The sequence below is a fragment of the Rhizobium sp. NZLR10 genome (assembly GCF_019685125.1).
GTDB lineage: Bacteria > Pseudomonadota > Alphaproteobacteria > Rhizobiales > Rhizobiaceae > Rhizobium.
The window spans coordinates 340,693-364,408 of the sequence record NZ_JABDWE010000001.1 but is presented as its reverse complement, the minus strand read 5'-3'; the positions used below and the strand labels follow the sequence as shown (position 1 = coordinate 364,408).

Annotated in this window: 21 protein-coding genes; 8 read left to right on the top strand and 13 right to left on the bottom strand. The window is 61.6% G+C overall.

Features of this window, described 5'->3' with window-relative positions:
* Positions 1-10: 10 nt before the first annotated feature.
* The 6 genes from HJB82_RS01675 to HJB82_RS01650 form a co-directional block, all read right to left on the bottom strand.
* Positions 11-637: an SIS domain-containing protein gene (locus HJB82_RS01675; protein ID WP_221114993.1), complete on the bottom strand. Its 627-nt coding sequence runs from the start codon at positions 635-637 to the stop codon at positions 11-13.
* Between the two features lie 274 nt (positions 638-911).
* Complete coding sequence (locus HJB82_RS01670; RefSeq protein ID WP_221114992.1) at positions 912-1,268, bottom strand: RidA family protein; 357 nt, start codon at positions 1,266-1,268, stop codon at positions 912-914.
* A gap of 14 nt (positions 1,269-1,282) precedes the next feature.
* Positions 1,283-2,104, bottom strand: a complete 822-nt coding sequence (locus HJB82_RS01665) for an ABC transporter permease (protein ID WP_221139451.1) — start codon at positions 2,102-2,104, stop codon at positions 1,283-1,285.
* Complete coding sequence (locus HJB82_RS01660; RefSeq protein ID WP_221114990.1) at positions 2,104-3,360, bottom strand: ABC transporter permease; 1,257 nt, start codon at positions 3,358-3,360, stop codon at positions 2,104-2,106. Before HJB82_RS01660 ends, HJB82_RS01665 begins: the two co-directional genes overlap by 1 nt.
* 69 nt (positions 3,361-3,429) lie before the next feature.
* Positions 3,430-4,479: an ABC transporter substrate-binding protein gene (locus HJB82_RS01655; protein ID WP_221114989.1), complete on the bottom strand. Its 1,050-nt coding sequence runs from the start codon at positions 4,477-4,479 to the stop codon at positions 3,430-3,432.
* A 48-nt stretch (positions 4,480-4,527) separates the two neighbouring features.
* The gene (locus HJB82_RS01650; protein ID WP_221114988.1) at positions 4,528-5,610 is read right to left on the bottom strand and encodes an ABC transporter ATP-binding protein; all 1,083 of its coding nucleotides are present in this window, start codon (positions 5,608-5,610) and stop codon (positions 4,528-4,530) included.
* A 238-nt stretch (positions 5,611-5,848) separates the two neighbouring features.
* On the opposite strand from HJB82_RS01650, the gene HJB82_RS01645 reads away from it, so the two are divergent.
* The 4 genes from HJB82_RS01645 (at position 5,849) to HJB82_RS01630 (ending at position 9,246) form a co-directional block, all read left to right on the top strand.
* Complete coding sequence (locus tag HJB82_RS01645) at positions 5,849-7,246, top strand: PLP-dependent aminotransferase family protein (protein WP_221114987.1); 1,398 nt, start codon at positions 5,849-5,851, stop codon at positions 7,244-7,246.
* A gap of 3 nt (positions 7,247-7,249) precedes the next feature.
* Complete coding sequence (locus tag HJB82_RS01640; protein ID WP_221114986.1) at positions 7,250-8,542, top strand: FAD-binding oxidoreductase; 1,293 nt, start codon at positions 7,250-7,252, stop codon at positions 8,540-8,542.
* Positions 8,543-8,638: 96 nt separating this feature from the next.
* Positions 8,639-8,890: a transcriptional regulator gene (locus tag HJB82_RS01635; RefSeq protein WP_097621406.1), complete on the top strand. Its 252-nt coding sequence runs from the start codon at positions 8,639-8,641 to the stop codon at positions 8,888-8,890.
* A 5-nt stretch (positions 8,891-8,895) separates the two neighbouring features.
* Entirely contained in the window at positions 8,896-9,246 is a 351-nt protein-coding gene (locus tag HJB82_RS01630) for a type II toxin-antitoxin system RelE/ParE family toxin (RefSeq protein ID WP_221115168.1), read from the top strand.
* A 42-nt stretch (positions 9,247-9,288) separates the two neighbouring features.
* On the opposite strand, the gene HJB82_RS01625 is transcribed toward HJB82_RS01630, so the two are convergent.
* From HJB82_RS01625 to HJB82_RS01605, 5 genes are all read right to left on the bottom strand, one after another.
* Positions 9,289-10,266 carry an ABC transporter ATP-binding protein gene (locus HJB82_RS01625; RefSeq protein ID WP_221139450.1) on the bottom strand — a complete coding sequence of 326 codons (978 nt, stop codon included), beginning with the start codon at positions 10,264-10,266 and terminating at the stop codon, positions 9,289-9,291.
* Between the two features lie 4 nt (positions 10,267-10,270).
* Positions 10,271-11,098 carry a carbohydrate ABC transporter permease gene (locus HJB82_RS01620; RefSeq protein WP_207584864.1) on the bottom strand — a complete coding sequence of 276 codons (828 nt, stop codon included), beginning with the start codon at positions 11,096-11,098 and terminating at the stop codon, positions 10,271-10,273.
* Positions 11,095-11,973 (bottom strand): carbohydrate ABC transporter permease, encoded by an 879-nt coding sequence (locus HJB82_RS01615; protein WP_207584865.1) that lies wholly within the window; start codon positions 11,971-11,973, stop codon positions 11,095-11,097. Before HJB82_RS01615 ends, HJB82_RS01620 begins: the two co-directional genes overlap by 4 nt.
* A 61-nt stretch (positions 11,974-12,034) precedes the next feature.
* Positions 12,035-13,318, bottom strand: coding sequence for an ABC transporter substrate-binding protein (locus tag HJB82_RS01610; protein ID WP_221114985.1), 1,284 nt, complete (start codon positions 13,316-13,318; stop codon positions 12,035-12,037).
* A 37-nt stretch (positions 13,319-13,355) separates the two neighbouring features.
* Complete coding sequence (locus tag HJB82_RS01605) at positions 13,356-15,677, bottom strand: alpha-L-rhamnosidase (RefSeq protein WP_221139449.1); 2,322 nt, start codon at positions 15,675-15,677, stop codon at positions 13,356-13,358.
* A 141-nt stretch (positions 15,678-15,818) separates the two neighbouring features.
* Here HJB82_RS01605 and HJB82_RS01600 point away from each other — a divergent pair, with 141 nt between their 5' ends.
* Both HJB82_RS01600 and HJB82_RS01595 read left to right on the top strand, forming a co-directional pair.
* Entirely contained in the window at positions 15,819-16,868 is a 1,050-nt protein-coding gene (locus HJB82_RS01600) for a LacI family DNA-binding transcriptional regulator (RefSeq protein ID WP_221114983.1), read from the top strand.
* 78 nt (positions 16,869-16,946) lie between these two features.
* Complete coding sequence (locus tag HJB82_RS01595; protein ID WP_221114982.1) at positions 16,947-18,089, top strand: Xaa-Pro peptidase family protein; 1,143 nt, start codon at positions 16,947-16,949, stop codon at positions 18,087-18,089.
* Positions 18,090-18,126: 37 nt separating this feature from the next.
* Here HJB82_RS01595 and HJB82_RS01590 read toward each other — a convergent pair whose 3' ends face one another.
* Together HJB82_RS01590 and HJB82_RS01585 are read right to left on the bottom strand one after the other, a co-directional pair.
* Complete coding sequence (locus tag HJB82_RS01590) at positions 18,127-19,464, bottom strand: alpha-L-fucosidase (RefSeq protein ID WP_221139448.1); 1,338 nt, start codon at positions 19,462-19,464, stop codon at positions 18,127-18,129.
* Between the two features lie 29 nt (positions 19,465-19,493).
* A complete protein-coding gene (locus HJB82_RS01585; RefSeq protein ID WP_207584873.1) occupies positions 19,494-20,501 on the bottom strand; it encodes a LacI family DNA-binding transcriptional regulator in 1,008 nt (335 codons plus the stop codon).
* Between the two features lie 187 nt (positions 20,502-20,688).
* Between HJB82_RS01585 and HJB82_RS01580 the strand changes: the two genes are divergently transcribed.
* Together HJB82_RS01580 and HJB82_RS01575 are read left to right on the top strand one after the other, a co-directional pair.
* Positions 20,689-22,614: an ABC transporter substrate-binding protein gene (locus HJB82_RS01580; protein ID WP_221139447.1), complete on the top strand. Its 1,926-nt coding sequence runs from the start codon at positions 20,689-20,691 to the stop codon at positions 22,612-22,614.
* Between the two features lie 105 nt (positions 22,615-22,719).
* The gene (locus HJB82_RS01575) at positions 22,720-23,706 is read left to right on the top strand and encodes an ABC transporter permease (protein WP_221139446.1); all 987 of its coding nucleotides are present in this window, start codon (positions 22,720-22,722) and stop codon (positions 23,704-23,706) included.
* Positions 23,707-23,716: the final 10 nt, after the last annotated feature.

The window sequence follows — 23,716 nt, the reverse complement described above, 5'->3', positions numbered from 1 at the left end:
AAACGGCTCTTTAAGAAAGGGTAGGCGGCACAAGTCCGCAGGAAAAATCCAATACGGCATGGCAGATCGCCAGATGCGCGATCTCCACATAACCATATTGATCGGAAGCGACATAAAAGTTCAGGTCACCCAGGTCGCGCAGCGGATTGCCTGGCGCGAACCCGCTCAAAGTCATAATGGCGCAGCCTTTGGCGCGTGCCGTACGGACGGCCCGGGTAATGCTTTCCGATCTCCCAGAGCTGCTGATTGCCACCAGCAGATCACCTTCGCTCGCGTGCATGTCGATCTGCGTCGCGAACACATTCTCATATCCGAGATCGTTGGACAGGCATGTCAGCGTTGCGCCATCGTTCATCGCCATCGCGCGCAGCCCACCGTTTTTCGAGTAGTCCGTCGCCATATGGCTGGCAATTGCCGCGCTGCCGCCGTTGCCGATGAACATGATCTTTCGGCCGGCATCGTGCGTGGCACGGGCCAATTGCATGGATTCCGTCACTGCCGCCGCATAATCCAGCGGCTTTCCGGCTGCCCTCGTGGCGGTCGTATTCACAAGAGCGTGGCGGAGAAATGTGAAGTAGCGATCCAGATCGCCGGCTGTGACACCGAGCCCCGAAGACGTGTTCTCGTGATGTGACATGCTCGTTCAGTCCTGCGCCTTGGAAATTGGGGCGTCCTTAAAGACTAAATGGTATAAAGGCAAGTTGCTCACCCGCTCTTTTAAGGGTTGTCGGCGACTGTCACGGCTTTGCAACTAAGGGTGTCACGCCAGGCATTGAATTCACCGACTGCGCCCGGGGCTCAGGGCGGCCGATCGAGTTGAGCCGCGACGACAAGCGCTTTTCAGCGCTCGCGCTGGTTATGCCATGCAGGTGGGCGAGGGGTTGGCAGTCCCTTCCAGCAGGGGCCGATCGTCAGTTCCTGATCGCTGCGACGATGCCGATCTCCACGGCGAATTCCGGCCCGGCGAGCCTTGCTTCGACCGTGGCGCGCGCCGGCGCATGGCCCGCAGGCACCCAGGCATCCCAGACGGCATTCATGTCTTCGAACCTCGACATATCCGCAAGCCAGATCGTTGCGCTGAGGATTCGTGTCGAATTGCTGCCCGCGCCGTCCAGAAGCCGCGTGACCCGCGCCAGGATGTTGGTCGTCTGCTCGCGGACGGACGCACCCGGCGCGTCGATTGCGACCTGCCCTGCGAGGAAGACGAAGCCGCCATAGGTCACGGCCTGGCTCATTCGCTTTCCGGTTTCGTAACGCTCGATCTGCATGTTCAACTCCTTCATCAATCCCTATGCGCAATCTTCTGGCGTTCGGCGCGGCGCTGCAGCCATTGGATCGTGGCAAGGAACAGCGTCGAAAACAGGATGAGGAGGGTGGCGACGGCGGCAATCGTCGGGCTCAACGTTTCGCGCACGCCGCTCCACATCTGGCGCGGCAGCGTGCGTTCCTCGGAGCCGGCGATGAAGAGCGCGATCACCACTTCGTCGAACGAGGTGACGAAGGCGAAGAGGGCGCCGGATGCCACCCCTGGGGCGATGACCGGCAGCATGATGCGCAACGTCGCTTCGACTGGGGTTGCACCGAGGCTGGATGCCGCTCGCATCAGATTGTGATCGAAGCTTGCGAGTGTCGCCGTCACGGTGATCACCACGAAGGGGGCACCGATGGCCGTATGGGCCAGCACCAGTCCGGTCAGGCTGTTGAGCAGTCCGACCGCAGCGAAGGCATAATAGATGCCGACCGCCGAAACGATGACCGGCACGATCATCGGCGAAATCAGGATCGCGGTCAGCGTTGCCCGCGCCGGGCAGGATGGCCGGCTGAGGCCGATCGCAGCAAGCGTGCCGAGAAAGGTCGACAGAAGCGTGGCGCAGACGGCGACGATGATGCTGTTCCTCAGCGCCAGCTGCCAGACGTTGGAATCGAAGAATTCGCGATACCACCGCAGCGACAGGCCGGGCATGGGATAGGTGAAGAACGGCTCGGCATTGAAGGACAGCGGCACGATCGCGACGATCGGCGCGATCAGGAACAGGATCACCAGGCCGCCAACCAGCCACAAGAGAATCGAAAACAGCCGCGGGAAAGAATGGAAGTTTGTCATCAGCCTATCCTCAGCCTGTCGATGCCGACGATGCGATTGTAAACGGCGTAGAGGATGAGCACCGCCACCAGCAGGATCGTGCTCAAAGCCGCCGCCATGCCCCAGTTCGTGACCTGGTTGGAATAATAGGCGATGAAATAGCTCACCATCTGGTCTCCCGGTCCACCGACCAGAGCCGGCGTGATGTAATAGCCGAGCGCCAGAATGAAGACGAGCAAGCCGCCGGCGCTGACACCGGGCATGCTCATCGGCAGGTATATGCGCAAGAAGGCCGATACCGGCGGGGCGCCGAGCGACGAGGCGGCCCTCAGATAGACCGGGGGTATGCTCTTCATGACGCTGTAGATCGGCAGCACCATGAAGGGCAGCAGAATATGGGTCATGGCGATCAGGACGCCGATGCGATTGTAGATCAGGTCGAGGGGATGCGCGGGATCGACCAGGCCAAACCAGATGAGTGCCGAGTTGATCACGCCGCGCCCCTGCAGCAATACGACCCAGGCGCTGGTGCGGACCAGAAGCGAGGTCCAGAATGGCAAAAGCACCAGGATCAGCAGCGTATTGGCAACCGCCCCTTTCGACCGGGCGATCAGGGCGGCGAGGGGATAGCCGAGGAACAGACAAATTACGGTGACCGAAGCGCTGACGACGAATGTGCGGATCAGCACGTCGACATGCACCGCATTCTCCGCCGAGACCCTGCCGATGGCGCCCGACGCGTCGCGCTCCAGGTCGAGGGAGGCGAGCAGGTAGTAGTCAGTGAAGGGTGGGGATGCATTCTTGATGATCGTCCAGTAATGCCGGCTATCCCACTTGGGATCGATGGCAACAAAAGCGGCCTTGTAGGGCGGCTCGGCGTTGCGGATCGTGCGTGCGGTTTTCAAGAGCATCGAGCGCATGCCTGTCTCATAATAGTTGAGACGCTTGGCCACCTCGGCGATCTGGTCGCGAGGCGATTGTTTCAGATCGGTAGCAAAGGCGGCAAACAGCGCTTCGTCCGGCGGGGATTGGTCATCCCAGGCTGATAGAGCCGACATCGTGTAGGGCAGGGCGGCCGAAGCTGCCCTGTTGTCAACCGCGCGCGTCAGCAACAGGGCAATGGGCAGCACGAAGACGATCAGCAGGAAGATCAGCAAAGGCGCGACCAGCAGCAGCGCTCGCAGCTGCGCCTTGCTTTTCGCACTGCCGAGGCTTTTCACCCGCATGCGGGCGGCAATCATCGAGCCGTCGCCTTCATTCATTGTCGCGGTCACCATCGCTCTTGCCTTTTTGCGGTAGAGAAAAGGGGCGGGCGAAGCCGGGGGACACTCGCCCGCCCGACGAGGTTACTGTGCGAGCCACTTATTGAAGCGTTCGGTCAATTCCTCATCATGGTCGGCCCAGAACTCGGAGGAGACGACGAATGCGGTCTTGGTGTTCTCGGGTGCTGTCGGCAGATCGACGAGAATGTCCGGCGGAACCTTGGCGATGGCCGCTTTCAGGGTCGGGCCATAGGAGATATATTTCGACTGCTGCGCCATCACATCGGGATTGACGGTGAAGGCGACGAATTTGTCCGCCAGTTCCTTGTTCTTCGAGCCTTTCGGCTCGGCCCAGAGATTGAAGTCCATTCCCTGGCCATCCCAGACGATCTTGAAGTTCTTGCCGCTGTTCTTGACGGCGTCATAGATGCGGCCGTTCCAGGCCGTGGTCATCACGACTTCACCGTCGGCGAGAAGCTGCGGCGGCTGCGCACCGGCGGTCCACCAGACCTTCACATCCTTTTTGATCGTGTCGAGCTTCTTGAAGGCGCGATCGACTCCCTCCGGCGTCCCGAGCACGTCGTAGACTTCCGACGGTTTGACGCCATCGGCAATCAGCGCGAATTCCAGCGTGGTCTTCGGCGACTTGCGCAAGGCGCGCGGCCCTGGGAATTTGGCGGTATCGAACAGGTCGGCCATGGTTGTCGGCCCGCCATTCGGAAACTTGGCGGCGTCATAGGCATAGATGGTGCCGAAGACGATCGTCGCGACCGCGCAATCCATCGCTGCGCCATCGATGAAGGCGTCCTTGCCGCCGAGCTTCGAATAGTCGATGGCTTCGAGCCAGCCTTCGTCACAGCCTTGCAGCGCATGGCTGGGTTCGACATCGACGACATCCCAGGTTACTTGGCCGGTCTCGACCATGCCCTTCAGCTTGGCGGTCGAGCCGTCCCATTCATCCTGAAGGATCTTGGTGCCGGTTTGCTTGGCGAAGGGCTTGAAAAAGGCCTCCTCCTGGCTCTTCGTATAGGCGCCGCCCCAGGATGTGACGGTCAGCGTATCTTCGGCAAACGCCGCTCCCGCGATTGCCAGAGTCATGACGGAACTGAGAAGCATGCAGTTGAAACGCATCATGGTGGTTCCCCTTTTTGTTGCTGCGTTTACGAAAGAATCAATACTCGGTCAGGAGAGCGCGAGCGCGCGGCAATCCTCCGGCGCCCAGCCGATGAGGGCATGCGAGCCTAATCCCTGAACCGGAATGTCCTGGGCGGCGGCAACTTTGACAAAGATGTCATCGCAGCCGCAGGCTGAGACGCGCAACCTCACATGATCGCCGTGATAGATGATTTCCCTGAGCGTGGCTGTGAACCGGTTCGCAACGTCGGCTGCGGGCGACAGCTGAATCCGCTCGGGCCTCAGAACCAGAGTTGCCCGTGCGCCTTCCTTCAATCCTTCTCCGGCATGGCCGGTGATGATCGAACCGTCAGGCGCGCGAATTCGGCAGACCGCATTGTCGATTGCGACGATCTCGCCCGATATCGCATTGTTCTCACCGATAAAGGTTGCGACGAAAGGGTTTGCCGGCGTTTCGTAAAGCGCATGCGGCGGCGCGATCTGCTGCAGGATGCCGTCATTGAACACGCCGACCCGATCCGACATGGTCAGCGCCTCGCTCTGGTCGTGGGTAACGTAGACGACATTGATGCCGAGGCGGGCATGCAGATGCTTGATCTCGAGCTGCATATGTTCGCGAAGCTGCTTATCGAGCGCACCGAGTGGCTCGTCCATCAGCACCAGCTGCGGCTCGAATACCAGGGCGCGGGCAAGCGCGATGCGTTGCTGCTGTCCACCCGAAAGCTGGTTGGGCCGCCGCGTTTCGAAACTCGCCATGCGCACCATGTCGAGCGCGCGGCGAACCCGTTCGGTAATTTCCGCTTTGCCGAGCCGGCGCATTTTCAGTGGAAAGGCGACGTTCTCGCCGACCGTCATATGCGGGAAGAGCGCGTAATTCTGGAATACGACGCCGATGTTGCGGCGATGTGGCGGAACGCTGTCGATCCTGGTGTCGGCAAGGGTAATGGTCCCGCTGCTCGGAGCCTCGAAGCCCGCCAGCATCATCAAGGTCGTGGTCTTGCCGGAACCGGACGGACCGAGAAGGGTCAGAAACTCGCCCTTGGCGACATCGAGGTCCAGGCCGCGCACGACATAGCTGACGCCGTCATAGGATTTACGCACGCCTTCGAAGGCAATGAAGCGCTCGCTCATGAATTCCTCCTGTTTGCATCGGCCGGGTCCCTGCCTCTTTGTCTCGATGCTAGTCTATATTGTCTCGGTCTATTTCCGCTTGTCAAGCCACACAAATAATTTTGTACGGTGGCGGCTACGGATCTCGAAAATACTGAAAAAGCGTGCTATGTGGCACAAAACGATGTTGAATCGCAGCACGGGTAGCCAATGCGGTGCACGATGCACATGGAATTTGTATCCCTGTTACAGGAATTGTATGTCTGAAAGATCGGAAGTAACCCGGACAAATCAGCAGCGGGAGGCGCGAATACCGGCCTATCTGGAGCTTGCAAGCGAGCTCGAGGCGAGGATCCGTTCGGGCGCCTTGCCTCCGGGCAGCCAGCTGCCGCCACAGCGTGACCTCGCACGGGAGCGGTCGCTCAATGTCTCCACGGTCACGCGCGCCTACCGCGAATTGCAGAACCTTAATCTTGTGATGGGCAGCACCCGACGCGGCACGATCGTCATTGGCGACGGCGCCATGCCGCGGGTCGACCGGGCGGCGAGCCCGGCCGGCGTCATCGACTTGACGGTCAACCGGCCGGCCGTCGACGATTTTCAGCAGCGCCTCGCCCAGTCCCTGCCGGATCTGTCCTCGGACAAACGCTTCCGCCAGATGCAGGAGTACCAGCCACCGGAAGGGCCGGCCTGGGCGCGTCACGCGGCGAAGAAATGGATAAGGCTCAACGGCTTCGACCCGTCCGAGGACGATATCGTGGTCACCAGTGGCGCGCAGCACGCTCTTCTGGCTGTCATCAGCAGCCTGATAGAGCCCGGCGACACCATCGTCTGCGACCGGCTGACCTATTACGGCCTGATCGCGCTCGCCCAGATGTTCCGTTTCCGCATTATCGGCATTGGAAGCGACGATGAGGGCATGTCGGCGGCGGAACTGGACGACATCTGCAGCCGCGAGCCGGTGCGCGCCGTCTTCACGGTTCCCTCGATGCACAACCCGACCGTCGTCACCATGAGCGAGGCCCGCCGGCGGGAACTGGTCGAGGTCGCGGAAAAGCATGATCTCGTCATCATCGAGGACGATGTCTATGGGCCGATGCTCGGGGCTCGCGCTAGCGCCCTGATCACGCTTGCTCCGGCGAGGACCTATCATATTTCCGCGCTCTCCAAGGCCTTGGCGCCGGGTCTGCGCGTCGGCTATCTGACCTGCCCGCCCGGCCGCGCGCTGCTCTCTGCCGAGGCGGTCCGCACGACTGCCTGGATGCCCTCTCCGCTGCCGCTACTGCTGGCGACTCGCTGGCTGGAGGACGGGACGGCCGAAGCGATCCTCAAGGCTCAGCTTGCAGAGCTGCGGGCGCGCCACGCGATCGTCACGACGATCCTCGCCGGCCATTCCTTCTCCGCCGATCCGCGCTGCATGTTTCTGTGGCTCAGACTGCCGGCGCCGTGGCGATGCGAGGATTTCGCCGCCAATCTGCGCGCTCACGGCGTTGCCGTCATGGCTGCAACCGCCTTTGCCTGCGACCGCCAGCCGGTCGAGCATGCCGTTCGCGTCAATGTCGGCTGCGCATCGTCGCGGGACGAACTGGCAACGGCCCTGCGCATCATCGCCGCCACGCTGAACGATCGTCCCCGCGCTCTGGCCGGCCTGGTTTAGGCGATGCACACGCCGCTCCCCGAGCTTTCACCCTTGCCCGACGCCGAGCGGCGGCATGTGGCAGTCGTCGGCGCGGGACTGGTCGGCCTCTGCTCGGCTCTCTGGCTGCAGAGAATGGGGCACCGGGTCACGATCATCGATCCGGCGCCACCATTGGGCGACGCATCCTACAGGCAGGCCTGTTCCTACGGGAATGCCTGTACCTTTGCGCCGCACGGCGTCGTCCCCGTCGCGACACCGGGCGTCATCTGGCGCGTGCCGGGCATGCTGCTCAATCCGCTCGGTCCGCTGGCAATCGTCTGGAAATACCTGCCGCAACTGGTCCCGTGGCTGCGCGCCTTCCTGGCATCGAGCACGAAGGCCGAGGTCGAGCGGATCGCCGCGACATTGGCGGTGCTGCTGTCTCACGCCGATGCCGCCTGGCAACCGCTTGTGATGCAGGCGGGCGCCGAGCGGTTGAAGCGGCATGACGGCTGCCTCTATCTCTACAAGACCGAAGCGCAATTCCGAGCGGCCAATGCCGAGAACGATCTGCGTGAACGCCATGGCGTCGCCATGGATCGGTTGGGCCAAGCCGATATCCGCAGCATCGAGCCCAATCTCGCGCCGCTCTACCACAGGGGCGTGCTGTTCCGCGACGCGTATGTGTTTTCCAGCCCCAAACAACTCGCCTTCGCGCTCGCCCAGGCTTTTGTAGACGGCGGAGGAGACATCGTCTGTGGCGAGGTCTCGGCAATCGAGCCGCACACGGACGGCATCGGTCTCAGGATCGCGGGCAAGGGAATGCTTGCGGACCACGCCGTCGTCGCCGCCGGCGCCCATTCGCGCAAGCTCACCGCATCGATCGGCGATCGCGTGCTGCTCGACACCGAGCGCGGCTATCACGTCCTGTTCCCGCAGGCGGGTCATCTTTTGTCGCGCCCGGTCTGCTATCCCGAGCACGGCTTCTACATGGTGCCGATGGCGGACGGGCTGCGTGCGGCCGGGACGGTGGAACTCGGCGGGCTTGCCGCTCCCTTGAATCCCAGGCGGACCGCAATGATCCGGGCGGGCGTGAAAAAGCTCCTGCCGGCGGCCGGAGAAGGCAGCGACGAGTGGCTGGGTTTTCGCCCATCCATGCCGGATTCGCTTCCCGTCATCGGCAACTCCCGCAGCTTGCCCCGCGTCACCTATGCCTTCGGTCATGGCCATCTCGGCCTGACATTGTCCGCCTTGACCGGCTATCTCGTTTCTGAGCTTGTCGCCGGACGGACTCCGGCCATCGATCTGGCGCCGCTGCGTCCCGACCGGTTCTGAGCCACGGATGCGCTCGGATGAGCGAAGGCGGGTGTGATGAATATTGACAATATATGCTACGCTACCCATGATAAATAAGAACGAAAGGGTATGGCGATGGCATCGGGTAGCATTCATGTGAAGGTCAGCGGGCAGTTGCAGGATCATATCCAGCAGCAGGTCGGCGACGACGGCCTCTATGAAAACGCCAGCGAATATATTCGTGCTCTCATTCGACGCGACCTGCAGACCCGTGATGAGGCCTGGGATATGCTGCAAAAGGAGCTTGCGCCCGCGATGCGGGCCGAAGACAGCGAATTTGTCGCCGTTTCGGCCGAAGACGTCATCCGCCGTAACAAGCGCCGATAAGCATGGTGATGGCCTATCGATTTTATCCGCGCGCCGACGTCGCGCAGGACAAGATTTGGCGTGACACGGTCGAGGCGTGGGGAGAGAAGCAGGCGGACGCCTATATTCTCGGGCTGCACGCCTTTTTGCGGCGTTTATGCGAGGATCGGTCGATCTGGCGACAGCTTCCGCAACGTCTGGCGGTTCCGGCAGACATCCAGCGTTCGGCCTATTTCGGTCGCTATGAACATCACTATGTGTTCTTTCGGGAGCTTCAGAACGGTGATCTTGGTGTCATGAGCATTCTTCACGAACGGATGAATCTGCCGATCCGGCTCAAAGAGGACCTGGCGGCTCTCTTGAACAAACAAGCGTGACACGGATTTTCGTCGGCTTGCCGTGATGGCTTCGGTCCGGCCTCAGAACCGATGTTCGGCTCCCTCGACCGGGTCTGCCCAGACCGTCATGTCAGGCGCAAACGGCGTCTCGCCTTCAGCGCGCACGACCATCTCGCCGAGTTCCGGGACATCGAGATAGAGGATCGCATCGGCACCGAGCCGTTCGACATGCCGGATCTTGCCTTGCCATTGTCCGGCATCTTCCGAAAGCCTGATATGTTCCGGACGGATGCCGTAGGTTGTGCAGTTCAATCGCCGTGCGGTTTCGCCGCCATAGAGGTTCATCTTCGGGCTGCCGATGAAGCCGGCGACGAAGGGTGTCGCGGGATTGCGGTAGAGTTCCATCGGGCTGCCGATCTGCTCGACTGCTCCGCCGTTGAGCACGACGATCTTGTCCGCCATCGTCATCGCCTCGACCTGGTCGTGGGTGACATAGATCATCGTCGACTTCAGGCGGGCGTGAAGATCGGCGATCTCAAGACGCATCTGAGCTCTAAGCGACGCGTCCAGATTGGAGAGCGGTTCGTCGAACAGGAAGACCTGGGGATCGCGAACGATCGCGCGGCCGATGGCGACGCGCTGCCTCTGGCCGCCGGAGAGCGCTTTCGGTTTTCTCTGCAAGAGATGGGTGAGCTGCAGCGTTTCGGCCGTGGCAGCAACCTTTTCGGCGATCTCCGCCTTCGGGCGGCGGGCAAGCGAAAGTCCGAAGCCGATATTCTCGGCAACGGTCATATGCGGGTAGAGCGCATAGCTCTGGAACACCATGGCAATGCCGCGCTCGGAGGGTTCGGCATAGGTCACGTCCTTGCCGCCGATGGTCAGCGCGCCCGACGTCGTCTCCTCCAGGCCGGCGATGATGCGCAGCAGCGTCGATTTCCCGCATCCAGACGGGCCGACGAAAACGACGAACTCGCCGGAGGCAACCTCCAGATCGACCCCCTTGATGACTTCGAGGCCGCCGAAGCTCTTGCGAACCTGTTTGAGAGTGAGCTCAGCCATTCCACTACCCTTTGACTGCGCCTGATGTCATGCCCGCGACGATCTGGCGGTTGAAGAAGATGAAGACGATCAGCGGCGGGATCGTAACGAGGAGGATGTTCATGAAGAGAAGATTGTACTGGCTCGTATACATGCTCTGGAAATTATAGAGCGTCAGCTGCACCGTCACGTTCTCCTTGCCGGGCAGGTAGTAGAGCGGGTTGGTGAAATCGTTGAAGATCGCAATCGACTGCACGACGATGTTGGTGACGGTCACCGGCTTCAGCAGCGGCAGGATCACCCGGAAGAAGATCTGCCGGGGCTTTGCGCCGTCAATCAGCGCCGCCTCGTCGAGGTCGCGCGGTATGGTCGAAATGAACGACCGGTAGAGCAAGGTCGAGAACGAGAGATTATAGGCGACCTGGATCAGGATCATCCCGGTCATGGTCTTGAAGAGGCCGATATCCTGCAGCAGGCCGATCGTCGGAACGACGGCGGGCGGCATCATCAGCCCCATGAAAAGGGCAATGGATGCCACCCTGTTCCAGGCGGTCTTGCGGCGCTGCATGACATATCCGACCATCGCCGACAGCAGGATGAGGATGGTGACGGAGACGACGGTGATCAGGGTCGAATTGAAATAGGCAAGCACCAGCTGATAATCGCGCGCCTTGAAGACGGCGACAAGATTGTCCCAGAACAGCCACTGCGCAGGCAGTTCGAAATCGAGGCGGGACGCTTCGGACTTCGACTTGACCGCCTGGAGAGCGACGAAAACGAAGGGCATGACGAAGATGACGGCAGCGACGGCAAGGGCTATCGCGCCGGTCACATAAGGGCGGATGCTTCTCATTCTTCGACCCCGCGCCGGTTGAGCCATAGGGTGAGTGGCAGGATGATTGCGGCAATCAGCGCAAACAGGATGACGTTTCCGGCGGTCGACAGACCGTAGAAGCCTGCCTGGTACTGCTTGTAGATGACCGAGGCGATCACATCGGAGGAAAAACCCGGCCCGCCGCGGGTCATTGCCCATATCAGATCGAATGAGCGAAGCCCGCCGATCAGCGATAATGTCACGACGGTGACGGTGGCGGGACGCACAAGCGGCAGGGTAACCCGGAAAAATTGCTGAAGACGCGTGGCTCCGTCAATTCTCGCCGCCTCATAATAGTCGGGGCTGATCGCAGCAAGGCCGGCGATGAAGATCAGGGTGGCGAGGCCGACACCCTTCCAGAGGTCGACCAGGGCCACCGAAAAAAGCGCGAGCGCCGGATTGGTGAGCCATCCCGGCCCTGGGATGCCGAGCGTTTCGAGCGTGACATTGATGATGCCTTTGGTCGGATGCATCATCACGGTGAAGGTGATGCCGATGCCGATCGTCGAGACCAGGACGGGAAAGAAGACCAGCGTGCGCAGGAAGCCGCGGGCGAAGATATTGCTGGTCAAGAGCACCGCCAGCAGCAGCCCGCAGACCGTCTTCAGGCCGGATGTCGTCACGGCATAGATCAGCGTGTTGACCAGCCCCCTGACCAGGAACGGTTCGGAAAAGAACTGCTGAAAGTTTTCGAGCCCGATGAATTCGGCCGTCGAAAGATCCCAGCGCGTCAGGCTGAACCAGAGAGACGATACCGTCGGAACCAGAAACAGCACGCCGTAGATGATGGCGGCGGGAATGAAAAACCACAGCGGGTAGGGCGATTTGCGCGAGCGGGGGCGTGTCTCGATCATATCTATCTCTTCGATCGGGTGGAACCTCGCCCCTCGGGAGCGAGGTTGTCTCGAAAGACCGCTACCAGTTCGGCAGGCCGAGCTGCTTGGCCTGTTTGCGCACATCGTCGTCATAGAGTTTCGCCGCTTCGGCCGGCTGGCGAATGCCGGAGCCGACTTCGACGGTGATCTGCTCGAGGGCCGGCCCCTTGACCGGCGAAACGAATTCCAGCGCCGGGGTCGTCTTGTCCTTGGCGTCGAAATAGGGGAGCATGTCCTTTACCGCAGGCGGTACGTCAGCAGGCAGATCGCAGCCGTCGATCAAGGGAGGCCCCTGCACGGTGTTGGTTTCAACCATGATCTTGCAGCCTTCGACGCTTCCGGCGAAATCCACGAATTTCTTTGCTTCCTCGGCGTGCTGGCTGGTCAGCGGAATATAAAGGGCCGGCGGCATCCAGACCGTCAGGCCGTTCGTCGCCGCATCGTCGCTCGGCTGCGCAAAGAACCCGACATCTGCGAGGTTCTCGGGATAATTCTGCTTGAGCGCGCCGACTGCGAAGCTCAGCATCGGATAATGCGCGGCCTCGCCGGTCGCCACCATTCTCAGGCCGTCGTCATAGCTTGCCGCGCCGAAGTCCTCGTTCATCAGGCCGGCGTCGTGAATGTCCTTCAGCCGTTCGAAGCCTTTCATGGCCGCCGGCGTTTCCGCGTATTTCGCCTTGTTGGCGGTATAGTCGGCGGCGAAGTTCGGCACCGCCGCGTGCAGGTTGTAATAGTCGGCCAGAACGAATAGCTGCGAGGTCCAGGTATCGCGATAGGTCTGCGCCACGGCGACCTTGCCTGAGGCTTTGACCTTGGCGTTGTTGGCCATGAAATCAGCCCATGTCTTCGGAACGGTGAGGCCGAGGTCCTGGTAGATTTTCCTGTTGTAGAGGATGCCGCCGGCCATCGCCGTACCGAAGGGAACGCCGTAGAGCTTGCCGTCGGCGCTGACCACCGACTTGAAGCCGTCGTCCACCTTCGCCTGCGACGCGAGCCCGCTCAGATCGACGAGCGTCTGCGCCGGCTTCAGCGCCTGCAGCAGCGAACCGGAATTATAGAGGAACACATCGGACATCTCGCCCGTTGCCAGGCGCGTCTTGATGATGTTGTCACCCTCGCCACCGCCCGCCCGCGGCTCGATTTCGATCGTCACGTCAGGCGCCTTGGCCTGGTAGGCGGCAACCAGCGCTTCGGCCGCTGCGACCGTGTCGGGGTTGTTGTCGATCAGGAACGACAGCGTCGTTTCCGCATGCGACGGGCCGGCCGCGACCAACGCCAAAAGCGCGGATGCGCCGGCGAGAATAAGCTTTATCCGATGTGTCATGACGTTCCTCCTCTGAACGATGTGACGTGTATGCTCCTCAAGAATCCGGTATCCAAAAAACCAACTGGTGCGTGCCCGGGGGAAGGACGGCTTCCTCGACGACAGGCTCGCCGTTGAGCGACGGGTTCCGGTGCCGCCGCCCGGGCCGGAAGCGGCCGATGCATCCTTCCGGAAGGGTCAGCACATAGGTGACCTTGTTGCCGGTGCAATGCCAGCCGGCCTCGATGCGGCCCTGGTCGATGTCATGATGGGCCGCAACCGGCGAGAGATCGGCAATCGGCGCGGGATCGACGATCACCTCGGCAAATCCGGGTGCATCAGGGCTCGGCGAAATTCCGGCAACGGATTCGAACAGCCATTGGCAGACGGCGCCATAGGCGTAGTGGTTGTAGCTGTTCATGTCGGGTTCGTAGATCGTGCCGTCCGGCGCCATCGAATCCCAGCGCTCCCAGATCGTCGTCGCCCCCTTCGAGACCTGGTAGAGCCAGCCTGGCACGTCTTCCTGCAGGAAGACCTTTGCCGCCAGGTCGTCCATCCCGAGCTTCGTCAGGGCCGGCAGCAGGGCAGGTGTGCCGATGAAGCCGGTGCCGATCCTGTAGTCGGCATCGATGATCACCTGACGGAAATGCTGCTCGGCGGCTGGCCGATGTTCTGCCGGTATCAGATCGTGCAGGAAGGCCAGCGCATAGGACGTCTGGTCGTTATGCGCCAGCCGTCCCGCCGGCGTGATGAACTCGTTGGCGAAGGCCCGCCGGATCTCGCCGGCCCGCCGCTTCATCTCATCTTCAAGCTTATGCTCGCCGAGAACGGCTGCGATCTTCGCCAGAAGGTCGGTCGAGATGAAGTGATAGAGTGTCGCCGCGCAGTCGTCGGCGATCGTCGGACGGGGTTTTCTGTTGTCGCCGACCGGCTGCAGCCAGTCTCCGAAGGTAAAGCCGCGATCGCCCCAGCGGGACGGCGGGCGCACCAGCGGACCATCCGAGATCGACCAGACGAAATCGACCCAGCGGACCATGGAATCCAGGCACTCGGACAGCACGGCCCGATCGCCGTAATGGGTGTAGAGAACCCAGGGGATGACGACAATCGCGTCGCCCCAGCCGGTCGAGCCGGCATAGCCCGGGAAATCGGCGGGATGCAGACGTGTCGGATCCGGCGAAAAATGCGAGACGGCGCCGTCCTCGCGCTGGTCGGCCATCACATCGCGCAGATACTTTTTCAGGAAAGACTGGCTGTCGCTCAGCCAGCAGGCGGTTGCGGCAAATACCTGGGCGTCGCCCGTCCAGCCCAGGCGTTCGTCGCGCTGCGGGCAATCTGTGGGCACTTCGACGAAATTGGCGCGCTGCGACCAGATGGTGTTCTCGACGAGGCGATTGACGAGGGGATTGCCGCAGGTGAAGCCGCCGGCAGGCTCGGGCACCGACGTGATCGGGATGGATGCGATTGCAAGAATCTCAGCATCGCCTGTGATGGTCACCCTGGCATAGCGGAAACCTTGAAAGGTGAAATGCGGCGCGTAGGTCTCGTCGCCGTCTCCGCGCAGTGTATAGACGGTCTGCGCCACGGCCGCGCGATAATTGCGATTGTCGAAGTGACGGTCGGGGCCGAGCACTTCCGAATGCTCCACCTGCACTTCGGCACCGGTAGCTCCCCGAACCGTATATCTGATATAACCGCCGGCATTCTGACCGAAATCGTAAACCGTCCTGCCGTCTTCGTCGGTCCAGCTTTCGATCGGGGCAAGCGGCGGCAATTCCCGCACCGCCGCGGTTTCATGGGCGACGAGCAGCGCTCTGTCGAACGGCAATCTTTCGGTGCCATGGGTCCCTACAAGATTTTCTGCGCGCGCATCGTAGATCTCGCCGAAATAGATGCCCGACTTCAGGATCGGCAACAGACCGCTCCGCCATGTGGTGTCGGTGGAAAGAAGGGTGCCGTCCGGTCCGATGAGATCCGCGATGGCGCCGATTCTGTCGCCCCAGCAGTTCGCGATCGCCTTGGCGCCCCACATCAAGGGCGAGCGGTACCATCCGTCGGCAAGCCAGATCTCGATCCGGTTCTGGCCTGGCTTGAGCAGGTTCGACACGTCATATCGCTGATAGGCAAGGCGATCGTCGTAATTCGTCCAGCCGGGTGTCAGCAGGTCGTCGCCGACCCGGGCGCCGTTGATGAAGCAGCGATAGAGGCCGAGGGCCGAGATGAACAGCTCGACCGGAAGCTTGGAGCCGTCATGTTCGAAGGTTTGGGCGACGAAGCTTGCGGCCGTTCCCTGGCCGCCATCCGACAGCGGCGCGATCATCTCTCCCGACCAGGTGCGCGAAACGCGGTTGCCGCTGATGGCTGCCGGCTGAAAGTTCATCAAAACCTCCCAATGATTTGTAGAACGGTCTCCGTATAACGTTCTACATTTTTTTCGAAAGCGCAATAGAAATTTCGTTGCCGGTCTGCCATGGTGGTTTTGCGGGCGATTGACGACCCGTAGCCGCAAGCCCGGGATTTCATGTCAGTCGAAGACAAACACAAGCCGCAACGAAACGATCGCGCGACGATCCGAACGGTGGCCGCGCATGCAGGCGTATCGGTCGCGGCGGTTTCCAAGGTGATGCGGAACGCCTACGGCGTCAGCGAAGCGCTGCGCGCAAAGGTTACCGAGGCCATCGGGGAGCTCGGATATCGCCCCTCGCGGGCGGCGCGCGGATTGCGCGGCCAGAGTTTCACCATCGGCGTGCTGCTGATCGACATCCGCAACCCCTTCCTGCCCGACGTGATCGCCGGCGTGAACGGGGTGCTGGCGCCGTCGCACTATCAGGCGATGATCGGCGTCAGCGATGCGCGCGTGCAACTGGAGACCTCGTTGATCGAGTCGATGATCGACTACAAGATGGACGGCCTTATCCTGGTTGCGCCGCGGCTGCCCTCGGAGATCCTCGCAAAATTTGCGGTTCAGGTACCGATCGTCACGGTCGGTTACCACGATGCCAGCGCCACGGCCTTCGATACCATCAATGCCGACGACCAGCGGGGGGCGGAGATCGCCGTCGAAGCGCTGTTTGCCTGCGGCTACCGCGATATCGGCATGCTGAGCCTCGGCGAGCGCGAGGGGCACGCGGTTTCCGTCGTCCGCCAGCGTGAGATCGGGTTCCGCCGGGCGATGCAGCGCGGCGGGCTCGGCTCGCCGGGGCCGATCGTCAAAATTCCCATGGCCTCGCCAAAGCGGGAAGAGGCGATGCGAAAATTCCTGTCGCGGCAAGACAGGCCGCGCGCCGTGTTCTGCTGGAGCGATCTCGACGCCATCACCCTTCTCAGCCTGGCGATGGAGATGGGCGTGCGCGTGCCCGAGGACCTCGCCGTCATCGGATACGACAATTCATCGACCGCAGCCCTCGGCCTTGTCAATCTCGCCAGCATCGATCAGTCGGGCAGGGAACTCGGCCAGGTTGCCACCCAGGCCCTCATTTCCAGAATTGAAGGTCGCACCGCATCCGAGCATATTCTCCAGACACCGTCGCTGGTCAGCCGCAACAGCCTGGCCCGGTCCGATACGAAATAGCGCTGATGGGTAAGACCGGCAGCGGCTGTCCACACTCGCCGGCCCCGTCAGCACGCACAGCAAGAGCAGGAAAACGAAATGTCGTGGCAGCACCCCGTACCCCGCATAACCGATGAGGAGCGGCAGCGCCGCCTCAGCAGGCTTCGGCAAGTGATCGAAGTCCACGGATTGGCTGGCATGCTTCTCGGACCGACCGAAAGCCTGCGTTATTTCACCGGGCTCGTCGGGCATCCGAGCGAAAGGTTTCTCGGCGCCCTCGTTACGCCGACGGCGGTTTCCTACATCGTTCCGGGTTTCGAGCGCAGCCGCGTCGAAACCCTGCCGCATCTGCCGGGGGAAATCCTGGTCTGCGAAGAGGAGGAGAGCAGCGCTGCGCTCATCGCGCGCCTTGTCGGCCAAGGCGGCAGGCTCGCCCTCGATGATGGGTTGCCGCTTTTCTTCTATCACGCCCTGGCCGCGGCGATGGGCGCCGGAAGGCTTGTCGATGGCGGACGGCTGGTCCGCGATCTGCGTCGGATCAAATCGGCTGCCGAGATCGCGCTCATTCAATATGCGATGAACCTGACGCTCGACGTCCACAGGCAGGTGCATGCGCTGTTGAAACCCGGCATCAAATCATCCGAAGTGGTCGATTTCATCGATCACCGGCATCGCCAGGCCGGCGCCGATTCCGGCTCGACATTCTGCATCGTCTCGTTTGGCGCCGCGACCGCGCTTCCGCATGGCGCCGACGGCGATCAGGTGCTTGGCCGTGACGACGTCATCCTCGTCGACACCGGCTGCCGGATCGACGGTTATCATTCCGATATTACCCGGACTTACATGCTGGAGGGCGGCAACAGCGCCTTTGAACGCGCCTGGTGGATCGAACGCGAGGCACAGCAGGCCGTCTTCGACGCCGCCCGGATCGGCGCCGCCTGCTCGAGCCTCGACAATGCCGCCCGCAAGGTACTTGCCAAACATTCCCTCGGCCCCGACTACCGCCTGCCGGGATTGCCGCACCGCGCCGGTCATGGGCTCGGATTGGAGATCCACGAGGAGCCCTACATCGTTCGCGGCAACGACACGCCACTTGCCGCCGGCATGTGTTTTTCCAACGAGCCGATGATCGTCTTTCCCGAAAAATTCGGGATTCGGCTGGAGGACCATATCTACATGACCGCCGAGGGACCGCGCTGGTTTACCAATCCCGCGACGGGGCCGACCGAGCCGTTCTCCTGAGCAGACGCCATGCCTCGCCCGCCCAAGCCGTTGCATCTTAATCCTGAATGGCGGGCGCGCTTCCGGCCTTAAGCTTGACTTCGATGACCGGGACGACGACCCCGGGTCGGCGCACCGGCAGGACGAATGTCAGTTCGTCGTCGGCGACGGCGAACTGGGTGTTCGTCCATAAGGTATTGGCGGAGGGGCGCAGCCAGGTCACTTCGCTGGCATCATGCAAGAATTGCGCATATTCGACTTTCCCGGCCAAAGCATCGAAATGCAAATGCTTATAGGGCCAGTTGAAGAGGTGGATATAGAGGCGATCGCCGTTCTGGGTCAGGCGGCAATCGGGCGGGGCGGTGAAGTCGGATTGGGTGCAGCCGACGATGCTGCGCTCGTGCAGCGCCATCCACTCCTCATAGGCGGCAAGGGCTGATATTGCGCGGTGGTCGAGCGTGCCGCGCGCCGTCGGCCCGACATTCATCAGCAGATTGCCGCCTATGGCAACGGTGCCGACCAGCATCTGCACCAGTTGCTCCGTGCTTTTCCAGGTGTCCTCGTCGCGGTGATAACCCCAGGAGCCGCTGAGCGTCTGGCAGGCTTCCCAGACGACGCGCCTGCCGTCGCGTTTCGGCCAGGCGCGCGGCATATATTGTTCCGGCGTGACGATGTCGGGCTGCAGACCGGCGAGATCGAGCCGGTTGTTGATGATGATGTCGGGGGCAAGCTCGCGCACCATGCGCACGAGCTTCTCGCTTTCCCAGTCTCGATGGCCCTTTCCGACCAAATCTCCGAGCTTCCACTGCGGATAGCTGAAATCGAACCACATGATGTCGATCTGCCCGAACTCGGTCAGCAACTCGCGCACCTGTTCGCGCATGAAGGCGGCATAACGGAGCATATCCCGGCCTTCGTTGATCTCTAACGCATCGGGATGATTGCGCTGCGGATGGCGCGGATCGACCGTGAAGTCGGGATGATGCCAGTCGATCAGCGAATAGTAGAAGCCGATCCTCAGGCCCTCGGCGCGGAAGGCGTCGACGAAGGGGCGCAGCAGATCCTTGCCATAAGGCGTGTTGGTCACCTTGAAGTCGGTCGCCTTGGTATCCCAGAGGCAGAAGCCTTCATGATGCTTGGTCGTCAGCACCACGTATTTCATGCCCGCAGCCTTGGCGCGTCTCGCCCATTCACGCGGGTCATAGAGATCGGGATCGAAATGATCGAAATATTTCTGGTAGTCGGCGTCGTTCAGTTCTTCGCGGCTCTTAACCCATTCATGGCGCGCCGGCAGGGCATAAAGCCCCCAATGCACGAACATGCCGAACCGCTCGTGGACGAACCAGGCCTTCTTCTCCTCGGGCAAGGCCAGTGAATGCAGATTGTCGCCATCCATGGGATATATTCCTCCTGTTGATAGTCGAATCAGGTCGTTTCGCGGACGATGAGCTCGGGCACGATGACGATGCCGTGCTGACGGTTCTTGGTGGCGATGCGGCTGAGCAGCAGGCGCACGGCTTCCTCTCCCATTTCCCGTTTCTGCACCCGCAGCGTGGTGAGCGCCGGAGACAGCAGTTCGGCCGTCGGGATGTCGTCGAAGCCGATGAGGGCGATCTGCTCGGGGATCAAGATGTGGGCTGCCCGGCAGGCCTTCATGGCGCCGATCGCATTGAGGTCGTTGTAGCAGATAAGGGCATCGATGCCCGGCGTTTCCGCCAGCAACTGCGCGGCCGCCGTCTGCCCGCCGGCCGCGGTCGGATCGCAATAGACGATGCCATGCGCCTTCAGCCCATGGGCCGCCAGCGTCTTGCGGAAACCGACGAGACGGCTCTTGCCGCCGAACGAGCTGCGCGGCCCGGCGACGATCGCGATTTTGCGGCGGCCGCGCTCGACCAGATGATCGACGGCACGCGATGCCCCGGTCTCGTAGTCGGTGACGATCGTCCCGGCGATCTCGTTGGGCGCCTCGCGGTTGATGAGGACCACGGCGCGGTGGGGCGCCAGCGCCTTATGAAGCGCCGCATCGGGCAGTCGGGCGCTGCAGACGATGATCCCGTCGACTCGATGCCGCAGCAGCGTTTCGATGAGTTCTTCCTCACGTTTGCTGTTCTCGACGACATTGGCCAGAAGCAGATTGTAGCCGGCGGCGCTCGCGGCATCCTCGGCCCCCCGGATGACCTCGGGAAAAAACGGATTGGTGATGTCTGGAACCAGAAGGCCGATGGTTTTCGACCGGTCGGACCGCAATCCGCGCGCAAAGGGATTGGGCCGGTAATTGAGTTCGCTTGCTGCTGAAATGATGCGTTGACTGGTTTCCGCGCTGGCGCCGCCCTGGCCGTTGAGTACGCGCGATACCGTCATCGGCGACACGTCTGCGGCGCGGGCGACATCGGCGATGGTTATTTTGGAGTCTGGTTCTTTGGGGCGGCTCAACGGCTGTCTCTGAGAAGGGCGGGGAATTTACGATAACGATAACTAACAGGATTTTCGAGAAAGCCAAGCCTTGTGGGTCGAGTATCGGGCGGAACGAATCTTTTTGACAAGAGATTACGATAACGATAACGTTCGCAAAAGAGGAAATACGTTAACGATAACCTATGCAGAATGTTGGGAGGACAGAATGCAGCACGTCAGAATTCTAAGACGGCAGGTTGTTTCGACCGTTGCCGCGGCGATCCTCATGGGTGTCGGTTGGGCCGGCGCCGCTTTCGGCTTTCAGGAGTCGCCGGAATTGAAGGCGCTGGTCGACGCCGGCAAGCTGCCGCCGGTTGAAAAGCGGCTGCCCAAGGAGCCACTGGTGCTGACGCCGCTTGAATCGGTCGGTACCTATGGCGGCACCTGGCGCACGGCCACCTTTGGCGGCGGCGACAGCGAGATCGAACGTTCGATCGGCTATACGAGATTGGTCCGCTGGAATCCGGAATGGACCGAGGTGATCCCCGACATCGCCAAGAGCGTCGAGGTCAACGAGAATGCCACCGAATACACGTTCACCCTGCGGGAAGGCACGCGTTGGTCGGACGGCGAGCCCTTCACCGCCGACGATCTGGTGTGGTGGAACGAGAACGTGCTGCGCAACACCAAGATCACGCCTGCAGCGCCGGATTGGCTGACCGCGGGTGGTCAGACCGTCAAGGTCGAAAAGCTCGCCGACGACAAGGTGGTCTTCAAGTTCGCTGCCCCGAACGGCCTGTTCCTGATGAACATGGCGACCGTGCGCGGTTCCGATATCCTCGCTGCCGCACCGGCCCATTACCTCAAGCAGTTCCACAAGGATTTCAATCCCGACGGCGTCGACGCCCTGGTAAAGGCGGCCGGCGCGACCGACTGGGTCCAGCTCTTCAACAACAAGATCGGCTTCCCCGGCCGCTGGCGTGATCTCGGCCGCCCGACGCTCGACGCCTGGGTGCTGACCGCGCCCTATAACGGCACCACCCAGGTCGTCGCCGAACGCAATCCCTATTATGCCAAGGTGGATACTTCAGGAAATCAGCTGCCTTACTTCGATCGCATCACCATCGACGTGATGCAGGATACCCAGGCGATCATCCTGAAGGCGATCAGCGGCGAAATCGACATGCAGAACCGCTTCATCGAGACGACGGACGCCCGCACTGTCATCGTGCAGAACCAGCAGAAGGCCGGTTACGGCCTGTTCATCGCCCGGCCGGCATGGTCGAACGCCCTTTTGATCACCCTGAACGAGACCCACAAGAATCCGGCCTTGCGCGCCGTCTTCTCCAACAAGGATTTTCGCATCGGCCTCAGCTATGCCATCAACCGCGAGGAGCTCAACCAGCTGATCTATGCCGGACAAGCCAAGCCCTATCAGGCGGCACCCCGCGAAGGCACCGCGCTCTACGACGAGAAAATGGCGACGCAATATCTGGAATATAACGTCGACCTCGCCAACCAGTATCTCGACAAGGCCGGCCTGAGCAAAAAAGACGGCGACGGCTATCGCCTCGGTCAGGACGGCAAGCGGATCACCTTTGCGATCGATGCGCTGACCGGAAGCCCGATCCAGGTCGACGCGCTCGAAATGATCCAGCGCTACTGGCGGGCGGTCGGCATCGACATGCAGCCCCGGCCGGCCGAGCGTTCGCTGATCTTCTCCCGCCTGCAGAACAACGAGAATGACGGTCTCGCCTGGGTCGGCGGCGGGGGCTACGATATCCTCGGCCTGCTCGATCCCAAATGGTATTTCCCGCATGAGTATGAATCAAGCTTCGCGACAGCCTGGGGCCTCTACTACCAGAACCCCAAGGATCCGAACGCTGAGGAGCCGAGCCCAGCCGCCAAGAAGCAGATGGATCTCTATCGGCAGGTGCAGGAAGCCCCGACGCTCGAAAAGCAGCTTGAAGCGATGAAAGAACTGCTGGCGATCACGCGTGACGAATTCTACGTCATCGGCACCAACCTGGAGCCGGACCGCGTCGGCATCGTCAAGACCGCTATGCGCAACGTCCCCAAGGTCATCCCCAGCACGTCGTTCTACATGACGCCGGGACCGGCGAAGCCCGAGACCTTCTACTACCAGCAATAAGACACATGATCGGCCGGAATGGCGTCCGCAGGCGCCATTCCACCAAGACCAGCCCCACCCAATCCCCCAGTCCGATCGGCCACTGCCGATTGAAGGAGCTTGAACATGGCCGGCTTCATCATCAGACGTCTGCTGTACATGATCCCGATGATGTTCGCGATCTCGGTCGTGACCTTCATCATCATCCAGTTGCCGCCCGGCGACTTCCTGACCGCGATGACCGCGCGTCTGGCCTCCCAGAACGAAACCATCGATCCCGGCGTCATCGCGGGCCTGCGCGAACGTTATGGCCTCGATCAGCCCTGGGCGGTCCAATACTGGAAATGGATCAGCGGCATCCTGCTACGCGGCGATTTCGGCCAGTCCCTCGATTGGAACAAGCCGGTCAGCGAGCTGATCTGGGCCCGCATGGGCATGACGATGGTGGTCTCGGTCACGACGCTGCTCTTCGTCTGGGCGGTGGCCTTTCCGATCGGCATCTATTCCGCCGTACGGCAATATTCGGTGGGGGACTACTTCGCCACTTTCTTCGGCTTTCTCGGCCTTGCCATTCCGAACTTCCTGCTGGCGCTGGTGCTGATGTATGTCTCGTCGCAGTATTTCGGCCAGAGCGTCGGCGGGCTGTTTTCACCCACTTATATCAACGCGGCCTGGAGCTGGGCCAAGCTCGGCGACCTGATTTCGCATATGTGGATCCCGGTCGTCGTGCTCGGAACCGGCGCCACGGCGGCGCTGATCCGCATCATGCGTGCCAACCTGCTCGACGAGCTCAACAAGCCCTATGTCGACATGGCCCGGGCCCGGGGCCTGGGCGAAATCCGGCTGCTATTGAAATATCCGGTGCGGGTGGCGCTCAACCCCTTCGTCTCCACAGTCGGCTGGGTGCTGCCGCACCTCGTCTCGGGTTCGGTGGTGGTCTCCATCGTTCTCAGCCTGCCGATCACCGGGCCGCTCCTGCTCAATGCCCTGTTTGCCCAGGACATGTATCTGGCCGGCACCTTCATCCTGCTGATGAGCATGCTGACCCTGATCGGCACGCTGATCTCAGACCTGCTGCTCGCCTGGCTCGATCCCCGCATCCGTAACGGCTGAAGGACGATAG

Coding starts and splice junctions, on each gene's coding strand:
- HJB82_RS01600 (WP_221114983.1), top strand. CDS start 15,819: ATGTCAGTCGAAGACAAACACAAGCCGCAACGAAACGATCGCGCGACG.
- HJB82_RS01670 (WP_221114992.1), bottom strand. CDS start 1,268: ATGCAGATCGAGCGTTACGAAACCGGAAAGCGAATGAGCCAGGCCGTG.
- HJB82_RS01595 (WP_221114982.1), top strand. CDS start 16,947: ATGTCGTGGCAGCACCCCGTACCCCGCATAACCGATGAGGAGCGGCAG.
- HJB82_RS01665 (WP_221139451.1), bottom strand. CDS start 2,104: ATGACAAACTTCCATTCTTTCCCGCGGCTGTTTTCGATTCTCTTGTGG.
- HJB82_RS01635 (WP_097621406.1), top strand. CDS start 8,639: ATGGCATCGGGTAGCATTCATGTGAAGGTCAGCGGGCAGTTGCAGGAT.
- HJB82_RS01605 (WP_221139449.1), bottom strand. CDS start 15,677: ATGAACTTTCAGCCGGCAGCCATCAGCGGCAACCGCGTTTCGCGCACC.
- HJB82_RS01645 (WP_221114987.1), top strand. CDS start 5,849: ATGTCTGAAAGATCGGAAGTAACCCGGACAAATCAGCAGCGGGAGGCG.
- HJB82_RS01655 (WP_221114989.1), bottom strand. CDS start 4,479: ATGATGCGTTTCAACTGCATGCTTCTCAGTTCCGTCATGACTCTGGCA.
- HJB82_RS01615 (WP_207584865.1), bottom strand. CDS start 11,973: ATGATCGAGACACGCCCCCGCTCGCGCAAATCGCCCTACCCGCTGTGG.
- HJB82_RS01610 (WP_221114985.1), bottom strand. CDS start 13,318: ATGACACATCGGATAAAGCTTATTCTCGCCGGCGCATCCGCGCTTTTG.
- HJB82_RS01675 (WP_221114993.1), bottom strand. CDS start 637: ATGTCACATCACGAGAACACGTCTTCGGGGCTCGGTGTCACAGCCGGC.
- HJB82_RS01580 (WP_221139447.1), top strand. CDS start 20,689: ATGCAGCACGTCAGAATTCTAAGACGGCAGGTTGTTTCGACCGTTGCC.
- HJB82_RS01590 (WP_221139448.1), bottom strand. CDS start 19,464: ATGGATGGCGACAATCTGCATTCACTGGCCTTGCCCGAGGAGAAGAAG.
- HJB82_RS01660 (WP_221114990.1), bottom strand. CDS start 3,360: ATGGTGACCGCGACAATGAATGAAGGCGACGGCTCGATGATTGCCGCC.
- HJB82_RS01650 (WP_221114988.1), bottom strand. CDS start 5,610: ATGAGCGAGCGCTTCATTGCCTTCGAAGGCGTGCGTAAATCCTATGAC.
- HJB82_RS01575 (WP_221139446.1), top strand. CDS start 22,720: ATGGCCGGCTTCATCATCAGACGTCTGCTGTACATGATCCCGATGATG.
- HJB82_RS01620 (WP_207584864.1), bottom strand. CDS start 11,098: ATGAGAAGCATCCGCCCTTATGTGACCGGCGCGATAGCCCTTGCCGTC.
- HJB82_RS01640 (WP_221114986.1), top strand. CDS start 7,250: ATGCACACGCCGCTCCCCGAGCTTTCACCCTTGCCCGACGCCGAGCGG.
- HJB82_RS01625 (WP_221139450.1), bottom strand. CDS start 10,266: ATGGCTGAGCTCACTCTCAAACAGGTTCGCAAGAGCTTCGGCGGCCTC.